Raw genomic sequence first — 21,080 nt, forward strand, 5'->3', positions numbered from 1 at the left:
TGGTGAGAGGTAATTACAACTAATTTGACTATAGGTATACATATAGATTTCACGGAAAATGCAAAAAAGCCCGCATGCACTATGTAGCACTCGGGCCTGGACAAGAAATTCGGCAAGCCAGTCCTGCGTGACATGACGGTAGCCTATACGCCTGTACGCCTGTACATCTTAGTCCTCTGTAGGACGTTCCTGCTTCACAGATTCACCTTCGAAAAAATCACCCTCACGCAGCCGATCCACAAAGCCCTGCAGCCATTTGTAATATTGCTCGGCCTGCTCAAGCTTGTGTAAATCTTGCAAAGCCGTCTCACGCTCCGTGGAAGACGTCTCTCTCGACAGAATGAATTCAATCAGCTCTGGCTTGACCTGCTGGAGACTGTGCGTCATGACATCCACCTCTCGTTGAAGCTTATCCCCGAAGAAATTTTGAAATGTCAGGTAGAAGTTAGTCTCAGCTACATACAGGTCCTTCCGTTCCTTCTTCTCCTCCAGCTTATAGATCATTTGAGATTCAGTCAGAGCACGCACGGCATAGCTCATGTTGCTCTTGCTCATCTGCATGGCTTCTTTCATTTCTTCGAGGGTCATCGGTCGATCCTCAAAATACATAATCCCGTATAGCTGGCCAAACGTATGGTTCACGCCATACAAATCCATCGTGCTCGCAATTGCTTCAATCATTTCTGTACGATGCTTCTGTGTAGTACTTAGCCCGGAGTTATCCGGTGTCAAGGCCTTTTGATCCTTCATAAGGTCACCTCGAGGGGGGAGTTAGCAGGCATACTGCAAGATTTGGGAAAAAATTTTTACATGGACACCCGTTATTTTAACATAAGTCAGGCTTACATTTATCAAAAGCATCGTACAATCATTTTTGTACACAAGAAAAAAGTCATCCAACACAGCCGATTAACTTGTTGGTAACAGAAAAGTTAAAACTTAAGGACGTGATTGAATATGAAAGTAAGGCTGATGAAGGAGACGGAAGCTGTAATGTTCACTCTGCCGGCGCTTCTTCCATTGCTGCTATTCTGGCTGTGGCCGCTGGGTTACATCGTATACCTAAGCTTGACATCGTGGGATTTTATGAGTCCCGACAAGCTGTTCGTCGGCTGGGAGAACTATCAATATTTATTTACGAGCTCGGATTTCTATCAAGCCTTGCGAGTAACACTTCTATTCGGGCTTGGCAGTGTCATTCCGACAATGGTAGGTGGGCTTGGGCTAGCATTGCTCATGAACCGAAAGATGAAGGGCGGAGGCCTGTTCCGAATGCTGCTTTTCTCACCATGGGTTACGCCGACAGTGGCTGTGTCCATTGCATGGTCCTGGATCTTCGAGCCAGAGGTAGGTCTGGCCAATTTGTTATTGGGTTGGTTCGGAGCTTCTCCAATAAGCTGGCTTCGTGATGGGGACTGGGCGCTAGTGGCGGTACTGATCGTTACCCTGTGGAAGTCGATTGGCTGGTGCATGGTCTTCTATCTGGTGGCTCTACGCAATCTTCCAGCAGATCTGTTGGAGGCAGCGAGCATCGACGGGGCAGGCTGGTGGGACAAGTTCAGAGGCATTATTCTGCCGCTGATCTCTCCTACGACCTTCTTCTTGTCTATCATTCTGACGATTCAATCCTTGCAGGCCTATGACCAGATTAACGTGATGACTCAAGGTGGACCGGCAGGGGCGACCCGGACATTGCTCTACATGTATTATCAATCCGCATTCGAATCCTTCAATGTAGGTGAGGCTTCGGCTATTGCGGTAGTAATTATTCTGATCTGCGTACTCCTGTCAGGAATCTCCTTCCTGCTGGGCAGACGCCTGGTGCACTACTGATGAACATGACCGTGATTCCTAAAAAATTTCCGAAGCAGGCGCCGAGTCAAGCGACAGGTCGTCCGCGGAAGCTGGCTTGGTTCAGCAGGGAGCGGCTTCTGAGTCTTCTGCGTTATATCCTGCTGGCGGCGGTTAGCCTCGCGATGGCCTTTCCGTTCTATTGGATGGTTACTAGTGGCTTCAAGACGAATGATGAGATTTGGCAGTTCCCGCCAACCTTTTGGCCACAGGAATTCCGATGGAGCAACTATCTGGATGCCTGGCATGCGGCTCCGTTCGCTCGTTATATGCTGAACAGCATCGGCGTGGCTGCTGCGATCTGTGTACTACAAGTGATCAACTCTAGCATGATGGCTTATGCCCTGACGCATATGCAATTCCGTCTGAAGGGTCTGCTGACAGGTATCGTGCTGCTCGGATATATGATTCCGAGCACGGCAGTCTACCTGCCGAGCTACCTGATATTAAGCAAGCTGCAGCTGCTGGATACCTATACAGGACTAATTTTGTCCAACTGTGTCAGTGTGTTCTCGATCTTCCTGATTCGCCAAGCCTTCCTTCAGGTATCACATGAGCTTGTTGAGGCGGGACAATTGGACGGGGCCTCACATTTCCGAATTTTGTGGACGATTGTGGCGCCGCTGATTCGCTCGACTTTTGCGGTAATGGTCCTGATCACATTCATCGAGCAGTACAACAACTACTTCTGGCCCATGCTGATTACGAAGGACCCAAATCTTCAGCTCGTGTCAGCGGGCTTAAGAAGCTTCTTCGTTGAGGGTGGAGCCTATGGGCTGGCCTGGCCGCAGATTATGGCTGCTGGAGCCTTCACGATTGCGCCACTGCTGCTGCTCTTCGTATTCACTCAGAAGACGATTATGGAGAGCGTTAATATCACGGCAGGCGTGAACAAGAATTAAGTCGGAACAGGCACGAGCAAGAATGACGTGTATTCGCGAAGTATCAATTTCAATTCACATAGGGGGATATTATTCATGAAGTGGAATCATCTGTACAGCAACATGCGCACCATGTGGTCACAGCAATGGAAGAGAGGTACGTCGCTGGTGCTGGCTTCGAGCTTTGCCCTGCTCACAGCGTGTGGCAGTGCTTCAACAGCAGGAACTTCTGATACAGCAACAAACGGTAGTCCATCGAATGCGCCGACAGCAGCACAAGCTCCGGTAGAGATCGAGTTCTGGTATGGTCTTGGGGGCAACCTGGGCGACAATATGAAGAAGATGATCGACAACTTCAACAGCTCGCAAGATAAGGTCGTGGTAAAGGGTATCGTACAGGCTGACTATACGGAGACCGAGCAGAAGCTTCAGGCAGCTATTGCATCGGGCAAAGTACCTGCTGCCGTGCTTGGCTCCAACGTGGATTGGGCGCGCAAAGGCTACTATGCTTCGGTGGATGACCTGATTGCTGCCGATCCTGAATTTAATAAAGAGGATTACGTACAGACCTTCCTGCAGCAGGGCCAAGTGGACGGAAAGCAATATTTCCTACCCATGTATGGAACAACACAAGTGATGTACTACCGTATGGACACCCTGAAGGAGCATGGCATTGATCCTGCCACCCTGACGACTTGGGAAGCCCTGGCTGACGCTGCAGCCAAGATGACCAAGCAGGAGAATGGAAAAACCACATTCTATGGCTGGGAGCCAATGTGGGGCAAGGATAACATGATTGATGCTGTATTTAGCAAAGGTGGCCAAATCCTTAGTGATGATGGCAAGACTGTGATGATTGATTCCCCAGAATGGGTGGAGACTTGGGAGCTGTTCCGCAAATGGATTCATGAGGACAAGATCATGGGCATCCAATACGGCGGACAAGGCTGGGAATATTGGTATAAGACGATTGATGATGTCTTGAAGAACAAAGCAGCAGGTTATACAGGCTCCAGTGGCGATCAGGGAGATCTGGACTTTAGCATCGTAGCTGCAATGGAACAGCCGGGCTGGGAAGGTGTCGGAGAAGGTAAGCCAGTGGCAGAAGCACGTATGGCAGGAATTTTGGCAAAAGCAAGCCCAGAGCAGCAGCAAGCAGCCTTCGAATGGCTGACGTATTTCTCTGAAGCTTCCAACACGGCTCAATGGTCGATGAACACAGGTTACATTGCAGTTAGACAATCTGCGCAGGAAGATCCTGCCTTCAAGGAATTCAGCGCAAAGAATCCACAGATTACAGTACCACTGCAACAGGCTGCTCATGGCTCATCGCCATTCCAGGACCCTACAGGCGGTAAGATTAACGAAGCGTTGAAGGATGCGGCAGATGAAGTGCAGATCAAAAATGTACCAGCGGCTGAAGCATTGAAGAAAGCAAAAGAAAAGGCACAGAAAGAGCTGGATCGTCTGAATAAGTAAATAAACAAGCAAGCTGAAGCAAGCAAGTCCATGTGTAATCTCAAGCAAGCGTGTAATACATGAGCCAGCCATCAGTGATGCGATATGGAGCACATATTGCTTAGCTGATGGCTGCTTGTGACGGATGGGGAAGGAGTGCGGTACATGTCGAAGCTAACAATCCCAGGTGCTCCAGCGCCGGTGGAGGCAGTGTTGTTCGATAAGGATGGCACATTGCTGGATTTCACATATCTCTGGGGCCATTGGACTGAGGTCGTACTGACTTGCTTTCAGGAGGAGTTGGCCCGTCAAGGACGGATGCTCACTGCGGAAGCACTCCCTGCAATCTGGGGAACAGAGCACGATGAGCAGGGGCGGGTAATCGGTTATGATGCTCGTGGGCCGCTTGCGATGGGCAGCATGGGAGAAGTAGAGGCTGTGCTCACATGGCATGGCTACCGAGCTGGCGTATCCTGGGCCGAGGCGAAGCTGATGGTGTCACAGAGCTTGAACCATGCGGAGCTGGAGCTGGAACGCACTCGCCCTGTCAGGCTGATGCCGGGTGCCCACGAATTTCTGGAGCATTGCCGGAGGGCACGGATTCCTATGGGTGTTGTTACAGCAGACGAGACCCGTCAGGCGGAGCGACACTTGAGCTGGCTGGGAATCGAGGAATACTTCGAGGTCATTATCAGCAATGATCAGGTGGAGCGAGGCAAACCGTTTCCTGATATGGTGCTACTTGCCTGCGAGCGAATGAAGGTAGCAGCGGAGCGCGCACTTGTCATCGGGGATACGGACGGCGATATGAAGATGGGAATTCAGGCTGGCGTACTATGGAAGGTTGGAATTGGGGAACCTGAGCGATTGTCGCTGGCGGACGCCAGCATTCATTCATTTATTGAGCTAATGGAAGGCGACTAACAGGATGACAAATCAAAATTATATTGGCTGGGGCCTGCTTGCTCTGGCGATTGCACTGGAAATTAGCGGCACGATCATGATGAAGCTGTCAGGCGGTTTTACACGGCTATGGCCATCAGTGCTGATGTTTGTCTGTTATGGTGCAAGCTTTACGATGCTGAACTTCGCCGTGAAGCATATACCTCTCGGTGTAGCTTATGCAATCTGGTCAGGGGTAGGTATTACGCTGATCGGTCTTTTTGATCATTTTGTATTTGGCGAACGAATAAGAGCAATGTCTCTGGTATGGATGGGATTCATTCTGATTGGGGTCATCGGATTGAAATGGGGGAATTCTTGATGAAGGACGAGACAGCAATACACCATGCAAGGCAAATGAAGCCTTTGGTTACGTTTCAGGTTATCACGGACACCCATATTACTGAGGAGCCACAGCATATCCATAATCTTCATTTGGAGCGTGCCCTAACGGATCTACTCTCCTTCAGTGAGGGAAGCAGTGGGATTATGCATATTGGAGATGTGACGGATCATGGGAGACCGGGGGAATATCGTGAGCTGCATCGAATCCTGGAATCCTATCGGACTCTTCTGCCACCAATTCGATACACGCTGGGTAATCATGACGTGGGAATCGGGCTGGTAGACGAGCCGCCGGCCCATCTGCTGAGTATGAGCAGTCAGGAGATTCATGCATGGGTGCAGGAAGCCATGGCGAAGAGCGCCGAAGCCCCTATGCAGGAAGAGAAGCTCGGCGACTTCTGGGAGCAGCGGCTCGGTATGTTTCTGGAGGAGACAGGTTCGCTGGCACCGTATCATGATCATTGGATCGACGGTTATCATTTCATATTCCTGGGCACTGAGCAGCCTCATCCCAAGGATTGTGAGATGAGCAGCGCACAGCTGCAATGGCTGGAGACGACGCTGGCAGAGAAGGCTGTACCGAATCGCCCGATCTTTGTCTTCCTGCATCAGCCGCTGTTGAATACAGTAGCTGGTTCTATGGAGGAGCAGGGCTGGTACGGTGTCAAGCAGGATGCGGAGCTGAAGGCTGTGCTGAATCGCTATCCACAGGTGATGCTGTTCACGGGACATACCCATTGGACTCTGGATAACGAGCGTACCCGCTATGGTAACGATCAGCAACAGCCTAGCATGTTCAATGCAGCCTCGGTAGCCTATCTCTGGACGGATGAGGATGAATATCTGGAAGGAAGCCAAGGCTTACATGTGGAGATCTATGAGGATCGTGTAGTCGTACGTGGCCGGGATTTTGTGCAGGGCTGCTGGCTTGAGGGAGTCGAGTACACGGTGAGTTACCCCGTTAGCCACGAGGTAGAACCAACTCTCTAGAGCGTTGAGCTTGAAGTATGGGAATAACGGCTTGTTGCCGCCTAATGGTGACAGACCAAAGGTCGAGAACGAGGAGAAGCTTTCCTCGTATCTCGACCTTTTTTGGGTTAGTTCGTGTTGGTGATCGGCTGTGTTGCTGATAGCTTAAGAATGATGGATTTATTGCTGCTACAGCTTGAACCTCGCTACAAGCTGCTGTAGATCATTTGCCATACTGGAGAGCTCCTGTGAGGCCGAAGAAATCTCCTCCATGGCAGCGATCTGCTGCTGAGCTGCTGCCGAAGTATTCTGTGCGCTATCCGAGGAATGTCTGGACAATGTAGCCAGCTCCGCTACCGTTGCAGATACTTGCTCTGTGCTGGCAGAGATCTGCTCAGCCACGGCGGATATGCCTTGAATTTGATCGACTATATTTTTGGTGAAGCTCTCGATGCTGCTGAATACCTCAGCTGCCTTGCCGCTGATCTTGAGCCCTTCATCGACTTGGCTGCTTACATCTCCGTTCATCTTCGTGGTGGAGGCGCTGATCAGCTCGAACATTTTGTCCAGTGTGGCACGGATGTCCTCGGCAGTCCGCTTGGACTGCTCTGAGAGTTGACCTACCTCGGCGGCTACGACGGCGAAGCCTTTACCATGCTGCCCAGCTCTGGCTGCTTCAATGGAAGCGTTCAGGGACAATAGATTTGTCTGCTTGGCAATATCCGCAATATCAGTGTTCATTTTACCAGCCTCTGCCGACAGGTCAGACAGCTCGGTAATCATGCGCGAGGATTCCTGGATCGCTGTGAGAATACGTTGCATCTGCGTCCGTACCTCGTTCACGGTCAGGCTTCCTATATTTACTGCTTGGGCAGTATCTTGAGCAGCATCGACGATGCTATTCGCGGACTCAGCGATGTTCGCTACGCCACGGGCCATCTCTTCTACCGCCTGAGCTGTCTGCTCGGAGGAGGACGCACTGCTGGCAGCTGTCTCTGCGGCCTGCGCAATCGTCTCCGTTACACGCTGCACCGAATTCGTGGTCTGCTCTGTACTCTCCTGTATTTTCTGAGAGGAGGTGCTAAGCTTATCGGAGGTTAGCGTCAGCTCCGTAACCATCGTTTGTAGAGCAATGGTCATTTGGTCAAAATCTTCGGCAAGTACGCCAAGCTCGTGCTTGCTCTTCAGGTTCACACGAGTGGAGAGATTTCCGTCACGCACACTGCGAGTAGCGAGCTGCAGCTGCTTCAAAGGCAACAGGAAGGCACGCAGAATCAGGAAAATGACGACACTGGCCAGAATGACAGAGATCACAAGAACCGTTACACTGACGTTGAGGATGGGCTTGGCAGCTTGACTGAAATCACCATGCCCGATGATCGCAACATAATTCCAGCCTGTTAGGGGGTCCACACCCGTGTAGATCTCCAGGGCACCGCCCATATAGGGAATTGTATGTACGTTGAACCCTAGCTCTCCATTCTCATCCAGAGTCGATTCAGTCTGCGAATCCACGATATCGAGCATTTTCCCACCCAGGCTTACGGCACCGGATTTGGCGGCTGAACCTGCCGCAGCGAGCACCGTCTTGTTCCGGTCCATAATGACCATGTTGCCGTCACCGCCAATGTGAACGTTGGCTAATTGCTCGGCTAGCGGCTTCAGGTCCTGAATCACGGTCAGCACGCCTCTGCCATCGGGGAGCTGTTTGGAGAATGCCACAAGTAACTGGCCAGTCGCCTCATCCGTATACACGTCTGAAATAAACACATCACCCTTGCGATCCATGCCACCGGTGTACCAGGCTGCCGCAAGAGGGTCGAAATTCGGATCGTTACTAACAGGAGCTTTGACAAAATCACCATCTGCATTAGCCAAGACAATCGAACTCAGATGGGCACGGGTCGCTAACAGTTGATTAAAGGTGTCCTGAACCCTCTGCTTGTCTGCGCTTACGGAGGCGGAATTAAATTGGAGAGCAGTAGTATTGAGATCATCAAGAGTAGATCGAACATCCTGGTTCACAGTCTTGCCAACCAGACTCATGATCTGCGGTATGGCCGATGACATTTTGTTGCGTACCTCTTCCTTGGCACTCTGATAGGAGAAATAGCCAATGAATGCACTAGGAAGGATTAGCACAGCAATAAATGCAGCAATCATTCGGGTTCTTAGAAGTAAGGTTTCTTTTTGGATTCGTTTTAAGACTGCTGAGATATGTCCCCTCTTTTTCAACAAGACCACTTCTTTCTATAAACTTTAGGATGTATATTATGTCGTCAAATGATGGGAATAAATAAAGTAAATTTTCGAAAAAAAATGAAATTTACATAAAATTCATAAAACATCTTATATATTTCAAGATTGCCCTATATGGCAAATCCGCAGGACGTTATAATAGGCGAGATGAGCTTTGTTAATTCATAACTAAGGTGCGTGGATCATGGTGAACATCCGATGGTGAAGATTAATTTCTATACCAAATTTGTAACGATATTAGTGATTATGCTGATTCCCGTAATGGTACTCTATTTTTATTCCAACAAAACGACTACCGATGTCCTAAGCGAGGAGCTGGACAAGTCCAATCTGGCGCAGCTGGCGTTCTTCCAGAGTCAGGTGAACACCCAGATTGAGCTGGTCTCCTCCTGGCCTAACCTGCTGATGCATGATCCAGACATCTCCAGCTTTCAGGATATTTATCTGGAGGATGACTATCTGAATCTGGACACCATTAATCTGGTCAAGCGAATCCAGACCAAGCTGAGTATTCAGGAGAACTCCTCGAATTGGAAGGCGAGTCTGAACATCTATTCTCCCTCCCTGAATCGTGTAGTGTCCGAGCGTGATGCGCGTGAGCCTGATCGAGAGGAGCTGGAAGCGGTCATTCATCCAGGCTGGAAGATTGAGCCCTACGAGGAGAATGGTGAAGTCAAATATACCTTCTCGTTCTACTCGTCGACTCCATATGCCGTGCAGATTCGCCCCGATGAGGTACAGATGGTGATTAAGGTGGAATTCGATAGCAGCAACATTCAGGGCATGCTGGACGGCTTCAAAAATGATGGCGGGCAGGAGCCCTTCTACTATAAGCAGGGAATGGGAGTCATACTGAATCGCACAGCCGATCAGGAACTGACGAACAGGCTGATTCAGGAGCTATCGCACGAGGAGCTACGGGACATGGAGAATCGCACGGTGCAAGTAGATGGGAATACGTATCGTGTGAACATAGTATTGTCCAAGCTGACAGGCTGGTATTTGATTGACTACTCGCCACTGTCAGATATTTTGGAGCCGATCCACAAGTCCAATCAGCTGTTCTATGGTTCGGTAGGAGGGCTATTGCTGCTAAGCTTCCTCGCGGCATACATGCTGTATTCACAGGTACAGGTGCCGATTCGGCAGCTCGTGCGCGGATTCCACCGACTTATGCAGGAGGATTATTCCGTGCGAATGAAGGTGAAGGGGCAGAATGAATTCAGCTTCGTGGCCCTTCGCTTCAACATGATGGTGGAGCAGATTCAGCAGTTGTTCGAGAAGGTGTATGTCGAGAAAATTCACGTGCGCGAGGCCAGACTCAAGCAGCTGCAGTCGCAGATTAACCCGCATTTCTTCTATAACTGCTTCTCCTTCATTACGTCGATGGCCAAGCTGAAGAATCATGAAGCGGTCATCGCCATGTCCCACCATCTGTCCCGTTATTACAGGTATACGACGAGACAGGAGCGAGATATGGTGTCGCTGCAGGAGGAGATTGCCTTCACAGCGCACTATCTGGAGATTCAGACGATGCGGATGAAGCGACTCCAGTACAAGATCGAGCTACCCAGAGACATGGAGAAACTGCAGGTGCCGCCGTTATTGATCCAGCCTTTTGTAGAAAATGCGGTCATCCATGGGATTGAGCCATCTTCCGCTGAGGGGTTGATCGAATTGTCGGCTGAGCATCGCGAGCAGGATATTCTCATTCACATTGACGATAATGGCACAGGCTTGAGTGAAGAAGCGTTGCACAATCTTGCATCTAGACTTGTTCAGCCGATGGACGAGCATATGGGGTGTGGGGTATGGAATGTGTATCAGCGTATGCGGCTGCGTTTTGGCAGCTCATCCACGCTGTCCTTTTCCCATTCGCCCTTGGGAGGCTTGCGAGTGACAATACATTGGAGCTTGAATGATTCAGATTCAGATTCGGATTCAGAGCAAGGGAGGCATACCATATTATGATTCATGTATTGCTGGTAGATGATGAGAGCTATGTGACGGAGAGTCTGGCACAGACCCTGCCGTGGGAGGAATGCGGTGTCAGTACGGTCTATCAGGCAGCCTCGGCTCAGGAAGCACTGACGATTATGGAGGAGCAGGATGTGGACATTCTGGTCACGGATATTCGCATGCCGGGTATGGACGGACTGGAGCTGATTGAGGAGGTAGCCAGCCGCTGGCCGAATGTCCGCTCTATGGTGCTGACAGGACACTCTGATTTCGAATATGCCAAGAAGGCAATCCAGCTTCAGGCGTTCGATTACGTCCTGAAGCCGGTGAATGATGAGGAGTTCCTCGTTAGTCTGGGCGGTGCGATCGAGTCCTTGAAGGATGAATGGGAGGCCTTCGATAAAATGCACAAGATGCACTACAACCGTAAATCGGATTTTACGGTACTGCGGGCACATCTGATGCATGATCTGGTGCTGGGACGCCAGCTCTCTCCCAAGACGATTCAAGACAAGCTGCAGGCATATGAAATTCCATTTCAAATCGACATGCCAACGGTGATGCTGTTGATCCAGCCAGACCGTTATTTCAGCACGATGGATCACCATTCGCTCTCACTCATGGAGTATGCAATTGGCAACATTGCCGAGGAGGTATTCGCAGAGACGTTCCAAGTGCTGCATTGCACGGCTCCTCATGACTGTCTGATGCTTGTCGCGCAGCTGAAGGAAGCTCGGCAAGAGCATGAGCAGCTGGATGATCGCTACAGGAAATCACGCAGGGAGCTGCTGCAGCGCAATGTGGAGAGCTTTCAGCGCAATGTGAGCAATTATCTGAAAGGGCATATCTCCATTACGGTTACTCGCTGGTTCACCTTTCCGCAAGGCATACCGGATGCCTACAAGTCGGGATTAAGCTCAATCTACCAGGATGAGCACGCCATGACAGAGATGGGGACCGTTATGTATCTGGAGGATGGACAAGGATTGACGGCCAGCTCTGTCCGCTCCCTGGAGGGCTTGTATAAGCCACCTGCACTGATTCATCTGCTGGAATCCAAGCAGTGGGATAGCGCTCGTGCCAAGCTGGAGCAGGTGTACGCCGATATGGAGCAGGAGTCATTTTCCAGGGAGCACCTTTATGAGGTATTCTTGTCCGTGACCAATGCGTTCATGTACATTGCGCATAAGCAGGGACGCTTGTTCTATCAATTGAATCAGAGCGGTATTGATCCGATGATCAGTCAAGGGACGGTCAGATCCCTCCCTCAGTTAAGGGAGTGGTCCCTGTCTGTCCTGAATTCTCTGGAATCCGACCTGTCTGAGAACGAGCAGCATACGAAGAGCTATGTCATCAAGCAGGTACAGGATCTGATCTTCCACGATCAGGGGCAGGAGCTGTCTGTTAAGACACTGGCTGATCAGGTGTACCTGCATCCCGTGTACCTGTCCAAGATCTATAAAGCCGAGACTGGAGAAGGGCTCGGGGATTACATTATTCGAATGCGGATGGAGAAGGCCCTCTACCTGCTCAAGCATACGAATAAAAAAATCTATGAAATTACGACAGAACTGGGATATCAGAATCCGCAGTATTTCAGCAAAATGTTCAAAAAGCACTATGGTATGACACCAAATGAGTTCCGTGACCAATAGGGGCGAAGCAGGCGGAGCTGTGTCGGGAATAGGAGGAGCCTGTCTGGAATAAAAGAAATCTGTCTGGAGCAGAGTGAACTGTGTCTTAATATGAAGACTCATTCTGCACCAGAACTCAAGATGTTGCTAAAGGTGCAGAAATCTTAATTATGTGTCATAGGCTGTCGTCTTCGTCCGACCTATAATGAAAGGGTAATCATTTTGATATTGAGGGGGAAGAGCATTGAGAGCGAAATGGACCAAAAAGAGATGGATATCGCTCCTCGCCATTACAGCATCCTTGAGTATGCTACTGGCAGGTTGTTCGGGATCAAATAACGGAGCTAATAGTGCTGACACGAGCTCGTCAGCTCTTGAAAACGAATACAAAGAAAAGTACGATCCTGAAGTGACCGTTACTACAGCATGGGGGATCGACCCGGCATTGGAGTTCAAGAACGGTGAGAGCATTGAGGACAGTGTAGCCACCAAGTGGGCGAAGGAGAAATTCGGCATTAACGTCAAGTCTCTCTGGTCTGTCACGGACACGAATAGCGCATTCGCAACGAAGCTGCGTCTGGCGATGTCCTCAGGACAAGAAATGCCGGAGGTCGTGACCATTGGAACAGCTGACAACCTGCTGGCACAGGATCTGATCGATTCTGGCATGTATCAGGAGGTCGGCCCGCTGTTCGACAAGTTCGCATCTGATAATTGGAAGAAAGCCATGGAGCAAGATCCGAATGTATGGAATCAATACAGCCGTGATGGCAAGCGTATGGGTATTCCAGTGCTGGATTACGCGTACAACCATGACTATGTACTGTGGATTCGTCAGGATTGGCTGGATAAGCTAAATATGAAGGCGCCAACGACCATTGCAGAACTGGAGCAGGTCATGGAGGCATTCAAGAACAACAACCCTGACGGTCTGGCACCTGCCAAGGTCGTACCGCTGAGCATCGGCTTCAAGACTTCTATGAATACATGGATGGGTGATCCTTCCTGGGTATTCGGTGCATACGGCACACTACCGCAGCAATGGAATCTCGGAGCGGATGGTAAGCTGGAATACGGCTCCATTAATCCAGGTATGAAGGATGGTCTCGTGAAGCTGAACGAGTGGCTGACGAAGGGCTATATTCCCCAAGAGGCTGCACTTTGGGATGAGAATAAGACATCAGAGCCTGCTATTGCTGGTACCGCTGGAATGATTCCAGGACCATACTGGATGAGCGGCTGGCCACTGCAGGATACGGTCAAGAATGTGCCGGGTGCTGTATGGAAGCCTATCGCAATTCCGGCTGGACCTGATGGCAAGGCGATGCGTCACGGCACGCAGTTCACGAACGGTGTGACATTGATCAAGAAGGATATGGCACACCCAGAAGCATTCTTCACGTATCAGAACTACCTGTTCGACAACTATGCGAACCCGGAGCCAGGCAGCGAGTATGATAACGGTCTGTTCGCAGGCTACGACTACCAGCTCGATGCGGAAGGCAAGCAAATGCCAATTGACAAGATCGATGGTGGATACGTCAATGCTGTGCGTTACCTGCTCGTTCGGGACGGTGCTCGTATTCCTGATGCACAGATGAAGGCACTCATTAATCTGGCTGAAGGCAAGGAGCCTGTAACGAAGCTGGAGAAGGACGTAGCCGTGAACTATGGTAAGGAGACTCCTGCAGCTGCTCAAATCCTGATGAGCCAAGAGGATATTTCCTTCAAGAACATGTTCACTGGCCCTACTACTCAGACCATGAAATCCAAGCTGGATTATCTGAATAAGATTGAGAATCAGACCTTCAACGAAATTATCTATGGTAAGAACCCGGTAGATGCCTTTGACACGTTCGTACAGACCTGGAAAGCAGGCGGGGGCGATCAGATCACCGAGGAAGTTAACACATGGTATGAAGGTGTGAAGAAATAAACGGTTTGTACAAGCAATGACGTCAGGCTGTGGCTTGTTCAATCCAACGTCTGTCTGTAGCTCCGCTCTTTGATTAGAGTGGGGCTACAGCTTTTTTTTGTCCAAAATATAGCAGCTGATATGTGAGCATTTTGCATCATGTATTGAATGATTTCCAACTCATCGTAGTATGTGCAGCATCCTTGCGGAAAGAGGTTGCTTTTGTGCCATTTATATTGCTTTTATGTGCTGTTTGGCGCTCTGGGACGGTTGATATAATCGCATTATAGGAAGCTTGATGGAAGCTTGAGAAGAACTACAGGGGGACTAAGATGAAAACCTTAAAGAAAACCTGGCCATTTCACGTCATGTTGCTGCCGGCCGTTGTATTTTTGATCATATTCAATTACATCCCGATGGGCGGGATCGTAATGGCATTCCAGAACTATAAGCCCTGGCTCGGTATTTCTGGCTCGGAATGGGTAGGATTGGACAACTTCCGTTACCTGTTCGAGCGTGAAGACAGCTTGCAGGTCATCTGGAATACCGCGATTATTGCTGTGCTTAAGCTGTTCTTTAATCTGTTCGTTCCGTTCATATTTGCAATTCTGCTGAATGAAGTCCGCAAGGTATACCTGCAACGGACTGTGCAGACACTGGTCTATTTACCTCACTTTCTGTCCTGGGTTATCTTGGGCGGCATCTTGATAGATCTGCTGGCCACAGATGGCCTGGTCAACCGGGTACTCGGCATGTTCGGAGCTGGCCCGATCTTTTTCCTGGGTGATAATGATTGGTTCCGCTTTACAGTGATTCTGACCGACGTCTGGAAGGAATTTGGCTATAATACGATCGTTTTCCTGGCGGCACTTGCGGGGATTAACCCGGCTCTGTACGAAGCAGCCGAGATTGACGGCGCTGGCCGGTGGAAGCAGACGCTGCACATTACGGTGCCTTCGCTTGTTCCGATGTTGATGGTAGTAGGTACACTGGCTCTCGGTAACGTACTGAATGCAGGCTTTGACCAGATATTCAACCTGTATAACCCGCTTGTGTATAAGACGGGAGACATCCTTGATACATTTGTGTACCGGACAGCGATTGTGAGCGGTGAAATGGGCTTTGCTACCGCGATTGGCTTGTTCAAGTCCATAATCAGCATGGTGCTGATCCTGATCTCATACAGACTCGCTTACAAATGGGCTGGATATCGAATCTTCTAACTGCTGCCAATTACAGTATGAAATGAGGCTCAAATCAAAATATCAGTGGTTGACTGTTAGCAGGGTGCAGAGCGGAGGGGCTGAGGATTTCTGAAGAAACGTAGTGGTCGCTAAAAGCTTTCTGGAAGAAAGCTGCTTCGGAAGCATAAGCTTAAGCCAGATTTCAACAGTAGACTTGGTCCAATTCAGAAATCAGGCTTGAACAGTGATCGCAAGAAACCTCAGCACCCGTAGCAGCTCATCGCCCGCCAATCAACATTAGGGCTTGGAGCCTGACATGAATCAAGAAAAGAGGGAGAACCGTGTATCATAAAACATTACCATACCGCGTATTCAGCATTTTCAATACTATCTTCCTGATTACTCTGGCGATTATGTGCATCATTCCGCTGGTGCACGTGCTGGCGGTGTCCTTCAGTGCGAAGTCAGCGGCTGACGCCAATATGGTTAACCTGTGGCCGGTAGGCTTCTCGCTGGAATCCTACAAGAAGACGATGAATAATCCTGTCTTCCTGAATTCTATCGGAATCTCGATTATGCGTACGATCATCGGGACTGCGCTTACCCTGCTCCTCACGTTTTTAGCAGCATACCCGCTGTCCAAAGAGAATTCCGTGTTCAAAGGAAGAAATGTATACTCCTGGATATTCGTATTCACTATGATTTTTAACGGAGGCTTGGTTCCGTTCTATATCGTCATTCAGAAGCTGAATTTGATGGACAATTTCCTTGTGCTGGTGCTTCCGGGAGCGGTAAACACGTTTTTGGTCATTCTGATGCTGAATTTCTTCCGAGGTATTCCGAATGAATTGGAGGAGGCTGCGCTGATTGATGGAGCAGGTCATTTCCGAACCTTGTTCAGCATTTATCTGCCGATCTCCCTGCCTTCGATTGCGACGATTGCACTGTTCAGCATGGTATTCCATTGGAATTCCTGGTTCGACGGTCTGCTCTACATGAACAATGCCAACAACTTCCCACTCGCGACGTTCCTGCAGACCGTCATCATTCAACGTGATATGAGTTCAATGAGCGTGAACCCAATCGAAATGGAAATGATCTCGCAAAATACAGTCAAAGCCGCTCAGATCTTCATTGGCAGTGCACCGATTCTGATCGTCTACCCATTCCTGCAGCGCTTCTTCGTAAAAGGGATGACATTGGGCTCGGTTAAAGGTTGATAGATGAAGTAACTATAACAAGCTGGAGTGGGGGAGTAGTGGTGGGCTATAAGTACAAGCCTTTCATTCAAGGGATGGATGTGTCCTTTATGGATGAAATCGAGCAGCATGGTGGGCACTATTATGATGAGCATGGCAGGACGCAGGATTTGCTTGCCATACTTAAGGATAATCATGTGAATGCCGTACGTCTGCGGATCTGGAATGATCCGCAGGGCGGCTTCTGCAACCTGGAACGTACCGTAGCTGTAGCTAAGCGAATCAAGGAGCAGGGCATGCAGTTCCTGCTGGACTTCCACTACTCAGACCGCTGGGCAGATCCAGCCAACCAATGGAAGCCAGCCGCATGGGAGAAGCTGTCCTATGAGGAGCTGCAACGCGCCGTGTGCATGTATACCGCAGATGTGCTGCGTGAGCTGCAGGAGCATGATGCTCTTCCCTATATGGTACAGATCGGGAATGAAATTACGCCTGGCATGCTGTGGAGTGAAGGACGTGTCGATGGAGAGCATAATACGGATGAGCAGTGGGAGCAATTCGCGGGACTTGTGAAATATGGGATTGCTGCCGTCAAGTCCGTAGACCCGGACATTCAGGTGATGATTCATATTGATCGTGGCGGGGATGCCGCAGCCAGTCGCCAGTTCTATGACCGCTTTGAAGCGCTTGGTGTCGAGTACGATACAATAGGCCTGTCCTTCTATCCTTGGTGGCATGGTACACTCGAAGCCTTGCGGGATAACATGAATGAGCTCGCGGAGCGTTATCGTAAAGACATAATTGTTGTAGAAACCGCTTATCCGTGGACGCTGGAGCAGCTCATGGATCATGAATGGATCTTCAATCAGGAGGAGCAGCTTCTGCCGGGCTACCCTGCTACAGTAGAAGGACAACGCCATTACCTGGAAGATCTGATACGTATCATTCGTGAAGTCCCAGACAATCGTGGAGTAGGCTTCTACTATTGGGAGCCTGCCTGGATTCCATCCAAGTCGGAATGGTCCGTTGGTCATCCGAACAATTGGGGGAACCTTACGATGTTCGATTTCAAGGGACGCAAGCTGGACTCGTTCTCTGCACTGCTGCCGGTCTACTCACTCTGACTTGTGTCACTAGCCTCGTTACGTAACAATCCTGGAGAGAGCTTCTTCTGCAAGAATTGTGTTGATTCAGCAAGCACATAACGAGCGGCAGCCGATACAGGCTGCTGCTCGCAGCTGTATTGTCGTACTGACTCTATTAGTAGTAGGTAGAGGGGCGTTCCTTACACGTCAGATATGTCGAGAAGGCTTGAAGATTGTTAAAACATACTAAATGTTTCCAAATTACCCTTTCTGATTTCAAAAGATAGCGCTTACAATACTAGAGTAACCCGTTATCTTATATTTTAGGGAGGATGTCATTATGAGAGGCATGAAGTCGGTATTATTGCTTGTATTAAGCTTGTCCTTGCTGCTAGTCCCATGGAGTACCGGAGCATCAACGACTGTGGAGGCGGCGCCGGCCTTTGCCAAGGGTGCTGACATCAGTTGGGTGGCCGGAATGGAGGCGCAGGGCTACACCTGGAGGAATAAGCAGGGAGTACAGAAGGATGTCCTGCAAATTTTGCGCGATGATTATCAGATCAATTCGGTACGGATTCGTGTATGGGTAAATCCTAATATGAACGATTATGCTAACGGTTATATGAATGCTGACAAGGCTGCCGAGCTGGCTGCTCGTGCCAAGAAGCTGGGAATGAGCGTCATGCTGACATTGCATTATAGCGATTCCTGGGCTGATCCGGGCAAGCAAAATAAGCCTTATGCATGGCGTAATCATAATTTCCAGCAGCTGATGGATGCGGTGTGGAGTCATACCGTCTATGTCATGAACACGATGAAGAACAAGGGCGTTACGCCGGATTGGGTGCAGATCGGCAATGAGACCAGTGACGGAATGCTGTGGCCGGACGGCAGAGCATCGCAAAATATGAAGAATTATGCGTGGCTCGTGAACACGGGGCACAATGCCGTCAAGTCGGTTAGCAGCAGCACCAAGACCATCGTACATCTTGCTACCGGTGAGGATCGCGCGCTGTTTGAATGGAATATTGGCGGACTGATTGACAATGGCGCTAATTTTGATATGGTGGGTATGTCCCTGTATCCTTCCAAGTCCGACTGGCAGAGCAAAGTGAATCAGACGATTCAGAATGCAAATAATGTGATTAGCAAATACAAAAAAGATGTTGTGATTTCGGAAATCGGTTTGGAGTATAATGAAGCTGCGGCTGCTAAAAGCTTTATTTCGGATATTAAGCAGAAGGTAAGGAATCTATCGGGTGGAAGAGGCAAGGGCGTATTCTATTGGGAGCCTGCCGCAACTCCGGGCTACAACGATGGCTATAATAAAGGAGCCTGGGGAACAGACGGCCGACCTACGCAGGCGCTTGAGGGCTTCCTGAACTAATTTGAAAGCCTATGAAAGCTATTAGCTCATTCAGAGTGAACGCTGTGGACCAATAAGATATCTGCGATCACCAATCGACAAAAGGCGAGCATATGGCGAAATAGGGCAATCCGTGCAGGATGAGGGCAGCATCAGCCGCAGGTGTATGAAGTATAGTCTTATATTTGGAGGAAATTGAAGATGACATCAGAATTGTTACAGCAGCAGACATGGCAGCAAGTTTTGGAGGAGCTATACGGAGCAGCGAAGCTCAGCGAACAGACAGAACGCTATACCGCATTGTTGAAAGCGTATCAAGAGCATTTTGGTGCTTCGGCTCCTGTGTTGTTCAGCTCTCCTGGCAGAAGTGAGATCGGAGGGAACCATACGGACCATAATCATGGTAAAGTACTCGCAGCCAGTATTGATCTGGATACGATTGCAGCCGCTTCCAAGGTAGATGCTCCAGTCATTACGATCATTTCTGAAGGATATGCAGATAAGTTCGTCATTGATATTAGCGATTTGTCCCCTCAGTCTGGCGAAGGCGGTACAGCAGCGCTGATTCGCGGCATTTCCGCAGGCTTTGCAGCACAAGGGCTGCAAGTGGGAGGTTTCCAGGCTTATGTGAGCACAAATGTAATCCCGGCCTCTGGCCTTAGCTCCTCTGCTTCCTTCGAAATGCTGATCGGAACGATTCTGAACACATTCTATAATGAAGGTTCACAGGATACGGTTGCACTAGCCAAGATCGGGCAGTATGCAGAGAATCACTTCTGGAACAAGCCTTCCGGCCTCTTGGACCAAATGGCATGCGGCTATGGTGGATTCATCGCTATTGATTTTGCCAATCCGGCTACACCTGTCATTAATCCTGTACCCTATAATTTCAGAGAGAGCGGCTACTCGCTTGTCATCGTCAACACGGGCGGCAACCATGCCGATCTGACAGAGGATTACGCTGCTGTGCCGAATGAAATGAAGGCGGTTGCTCGTCTGTTGGGTGCGGAGGTACTTCGCGATGTGACGGAGGAGCAGATCTACGCGAATCTGAAGCAGCTGCGAGAGCAAGCAGGGGACCGTGCGGTTATGCGTGCATTGCACTTCCTCGCAGAGAACGACCGGGTAGATGCCCAAGTGGAAGCTCTGACAAGCAATCAATTCGATGACTTCCTGACCTTGATTACCGAGTCGGGGAACTCCTCGTGGAAATGGCTGCAGAATGTATATCAGGATTCCAACGTCAAGGAGCAGGGGATTTCTATTACCCTGGCAGTGACTGAGCTGTACCTGAAGCGTATCGGTCAGGGAGCTTGTCGTGTGCATGGTGGTGGATTTGCTGGTGTTATTCTGGCAATCCTGCCGGATGAATATGTAGCTGGCTATGAAGAGCTGATCAAGAAGACTGTCGATACATCAACCTTCGTCATTCATGTGCGCCCATATGGAGCTGTATGTCTAAATGACTTGCTGAAGGGCTAGATTTTCTCTACAGCCTGTGAAGCTCACACCTCAATGATGAGGGCAACTCGTCATCCCGACATGATCCTGTCCTGTACCGCATAGACTGAAGCAAGAGGGTTCAATTCTTGAATTCAGGTTCTTTGTGGACAGGGGGAGCATGGTATGAAGGTGCTCATATTGATCAGGGCTGCAGATGAGAGAAGTGAGGCCTTACAGTTGGAGGGGTGTCAGTCTTATTTGCTGGAGAAGGGCTGGGAGAGCGGAGAGGTGGTTCGCGTGGGAGCGCAGGAGGAATATGAATTTGATTCTGAGCAGCTAGCGCCCCGGTTGGACCAGGCTACCATCGTGTTGGCTCCAGACCTGTCTTGTATTACGGACTCCATTTATGTATTTCATCGGTTTCTGCGGCAGCTGCATGCCCAGCGGCTCTCTCTTCATACTGTAAAGGATGGAGAGGTCGTAGATTTTTCGCCAATTCATGTCCTGGACTAGAGCGGGAACAGGATGAATTTTCTTCAAGACTGCAAGACTTGAAGAATTGAAGACTGAAAGGTCTACAGAGTCTATAA

At 49.8% G+C, this 21,080-nt stretch carries 17 protein-coding genes; 15 read left to right on the forward strand and 2 right to left on the reverse strand.

The genetic code is table 11. The features are described 5' to 3' along the window. Positions 1–168: 168 nt before the first annotated feature. Entirely contained in the window at positions 169–750 is a 582-nt protein-coding gene (locus tag K331_RS0110085; RefSeq protein WP_028590215.1) for a GbsR/MarR family transcriptional regulator, read from the reverse strand. A gap of 207 nt (positions 751–957) precedes the next feature. On the opposite strand from K331_RS0110085, the gene K331_RS0110090 reads away from it, so the two are divergent. From K331_RS0110090 to K331_RS0110115, 6 genes are all read left to right on the forward strand, one after another. Further along, the gene (locus K331_RS0110090; RefSeq protein ID WP_028590216.1) at positions 958–1,833 is read left to right on the forward strand and encodes a carbohydrate ABC transporter permease; all 876 of its coding nucleotides are present in this window, start codon (positions 958–960) and stop codon (positions 1,831–1,833) included. Continuing rightward, a complete protein-coding gene (locus K331_RS0110095; protein ID WP_226383575.1) occupies positions 1,833–2,753 on the forward strand; it encodes a carbohydrate ABC transporter permease in 921 nt (306 codons plus the stop codon). Before K331_RS0110090 ends, K331_RS0110095 begins: the two co-directional genes overlap by 1 nt. 75 nt (positions 2,754–2,828) lie before the next feature. Then, on the forward strand, positions 2,829–4,211 hold the full coding sequence (locus K331_RS0110100) for an ABC transporter substrate-binding protein (protein WP_051289762.1): 1,383 nt from the start codon (positions 2,829–2,831) through the stop codon (positions 4,209–4,211). Positions 4,212–4,355: 144 nt separating this feature from the next. After that, positions 4,356–5,114 (forward strand): HAD family hydrolase, encoded by a 759-nt coding sequence (locus K331_RS0110105; RefSeq protein ID WP_028590219.1) that lies wholly within the window; start codon positions 4,356–4,358, stop codon positions 5,112–5,114. 4 nt (positions 5,115–5,118) lie between these two features. After that, a complete protein-coding gene (locus K331_RS0110110; protein ID WP_028590220.1) occupies positions 5,119–5,454 on the forward strand; it encodes a DMT family transporter in 336 nt (111 codons plus the stop codon). After that, positions 5,454–6,467, forward strand: coding sequence for a metallophosphoesterase family protein (locus tag K331_RS0110115; RefSeq protein WP_036634608.1), 1,014 nt, complete (start codon positions 5,454–5,456; stop codon positions 6,465–6,467). The genes K331_RS0110110 and K331_RS0110115 overlap by 1 nt, the downstream gene beginning before the upstream one ends. 168 nt (positions 6,468–6,635) lie before the next feature. Here K331_RS0110115 and K331_RS0110120 read toward each other — a convergent pair whose 3' ends face one another. Then, positions 6,636–8,681: a methyl-accepting chemotaxis protein gene (locus K331_RS0110120; RefSeq protein WP_226383576.1), complete on the reverse strand. Its 2,046-nt coding sequence runs from the start codon at positions 8,679–8,681 to the stop codon at positions 6,636–6,638. A 222-nt stretch (positions 8,682–8,903) separates the two neighbouring features. On the opposite strand from K331_RS0110120, the gene K331_RS29255 reads away from it, so the two are divergent. The 9 genes from K331_RS29255 to K331_RS0110165 all read left to right on the forward strand — a co-directional run bounded on the left by K331_RS29255 (position 8,904) and on the right by K331_RS0110165 (position 21,003). Further along, complete coding sequence (locus K331_RS29255) at positions 8,904–10,676, forward strand: sensor histidine kinase (protein ID WP_036634610.1); 1,773 nt, start codon at positions 8,904–8,906, stop codon at positions 10,674–10,676. After that, positions 10,673–12,319, forward strand: coding sequence for a response regulator transcription factor (locus K331_RS0110130; protein WP_028590223.1), 1,647 nt, complete (start codon positions 10,673–10,675; stop codon positions 12,317–12,319). Before K331_RS29255 ends, K331_RS0110130 begins: the two co-directional genes overlap by 4 nt. Positions 12,320–12,605: 286 nt before the next feature. Continuing rightward, entirely contained in the window at positions 12,606–14,234 is a 1,629-nt protein-coding gene (locus K331_RS0110135; RefSeq protein WP_197031746.1) for a type 2 periplasmic-binding domain-containing protein, read from the forward strand. Between the two features lie 311 nt (positions 14,235–14,545). Next, on the forward strand, positions 14,546–15,436 hold the full coding sequence (locus K331_RS0110140; RefSeq protein ID WP_018887195.1) for an ABC transporter permease: 891 nt from the start codon (positions 14,546–14,548) through the stop codon (positions 15,434–15,436). A gap of 302 nt (positions 15,437–15,738) precedes the next feature. Beyond that, entirely contained in the window at positions 15,739–16,617 is an 879-nt protein-coding gene (locus tag K331_RS0110145; protein WP_018887196.1) for a carbohydrate ABC transporter permease, read from the forward strand. Between the two features lie 41 nt (positions 16,618–16,658). Continuing rightward, positions 16,659–17,720: a glycoside hydrolase family 53 protein gene (locus K331_RS0110150; RefSeq protein WP_028590225.1), complete on the forward strand. Its 1,062-nt coding sequence runs from the start codon at positions 16,659–16,661 to the stop codon at positions 17,718–17,720. 301 nt (positions 17,721–18,021) lie between these two features. After that, positions 18,022–19,068: a glycoside hydrolase family 53 protein gene (locus K331_RS0110155; RefSeq protein ID WP_028590226.1), complete on the forward strand. Its 1,047-nt coding sequence runs from the start codon at positions 18,022–18,024 to the stop codon at positions 19,066–19,068. Positions 19,069–19,248: 180 nt separating this feature from the next. After that, positions 19,249–20,529: a galactokinase gene (locus K331_RS0110160; protein ID WP_028590227.1), complete on the forward strand. Its 1,281-nt coding sequence runs from the start codon at positions 19,249–19,251 to the stop codon at positions 20,527–20,529. A 144-nt stretch (positions 20,530–20,673) separates the two neighbouring features. Next, the gene (locus K331_RS0110165; protein ID WP_028590228.1) at positions 20,674–21,003 is read left to right on the forward strand and encodes a hypothetical protein; all 330 of its coding nucleotides are present in this window, start codon (positions 20,674–20,676) and stop codon (positions 21,001–21,003) included. The last annotated feature ends 77 nt before the right edge of the window (positions 21,004–21,080 follow it).

The sequence above is a fragment of the Paenibacillus massiliensis subsp. panacisoli DSM 21345 genome (assembly GCF_000426545.1).
GTDB classification, from domain to species: domain Bacteria; phylum Bacillota; class Bacilli; order Paenibacillales; family Paenibacillaceae; genus Paenibacillus; species Paenibacillus panacisoli.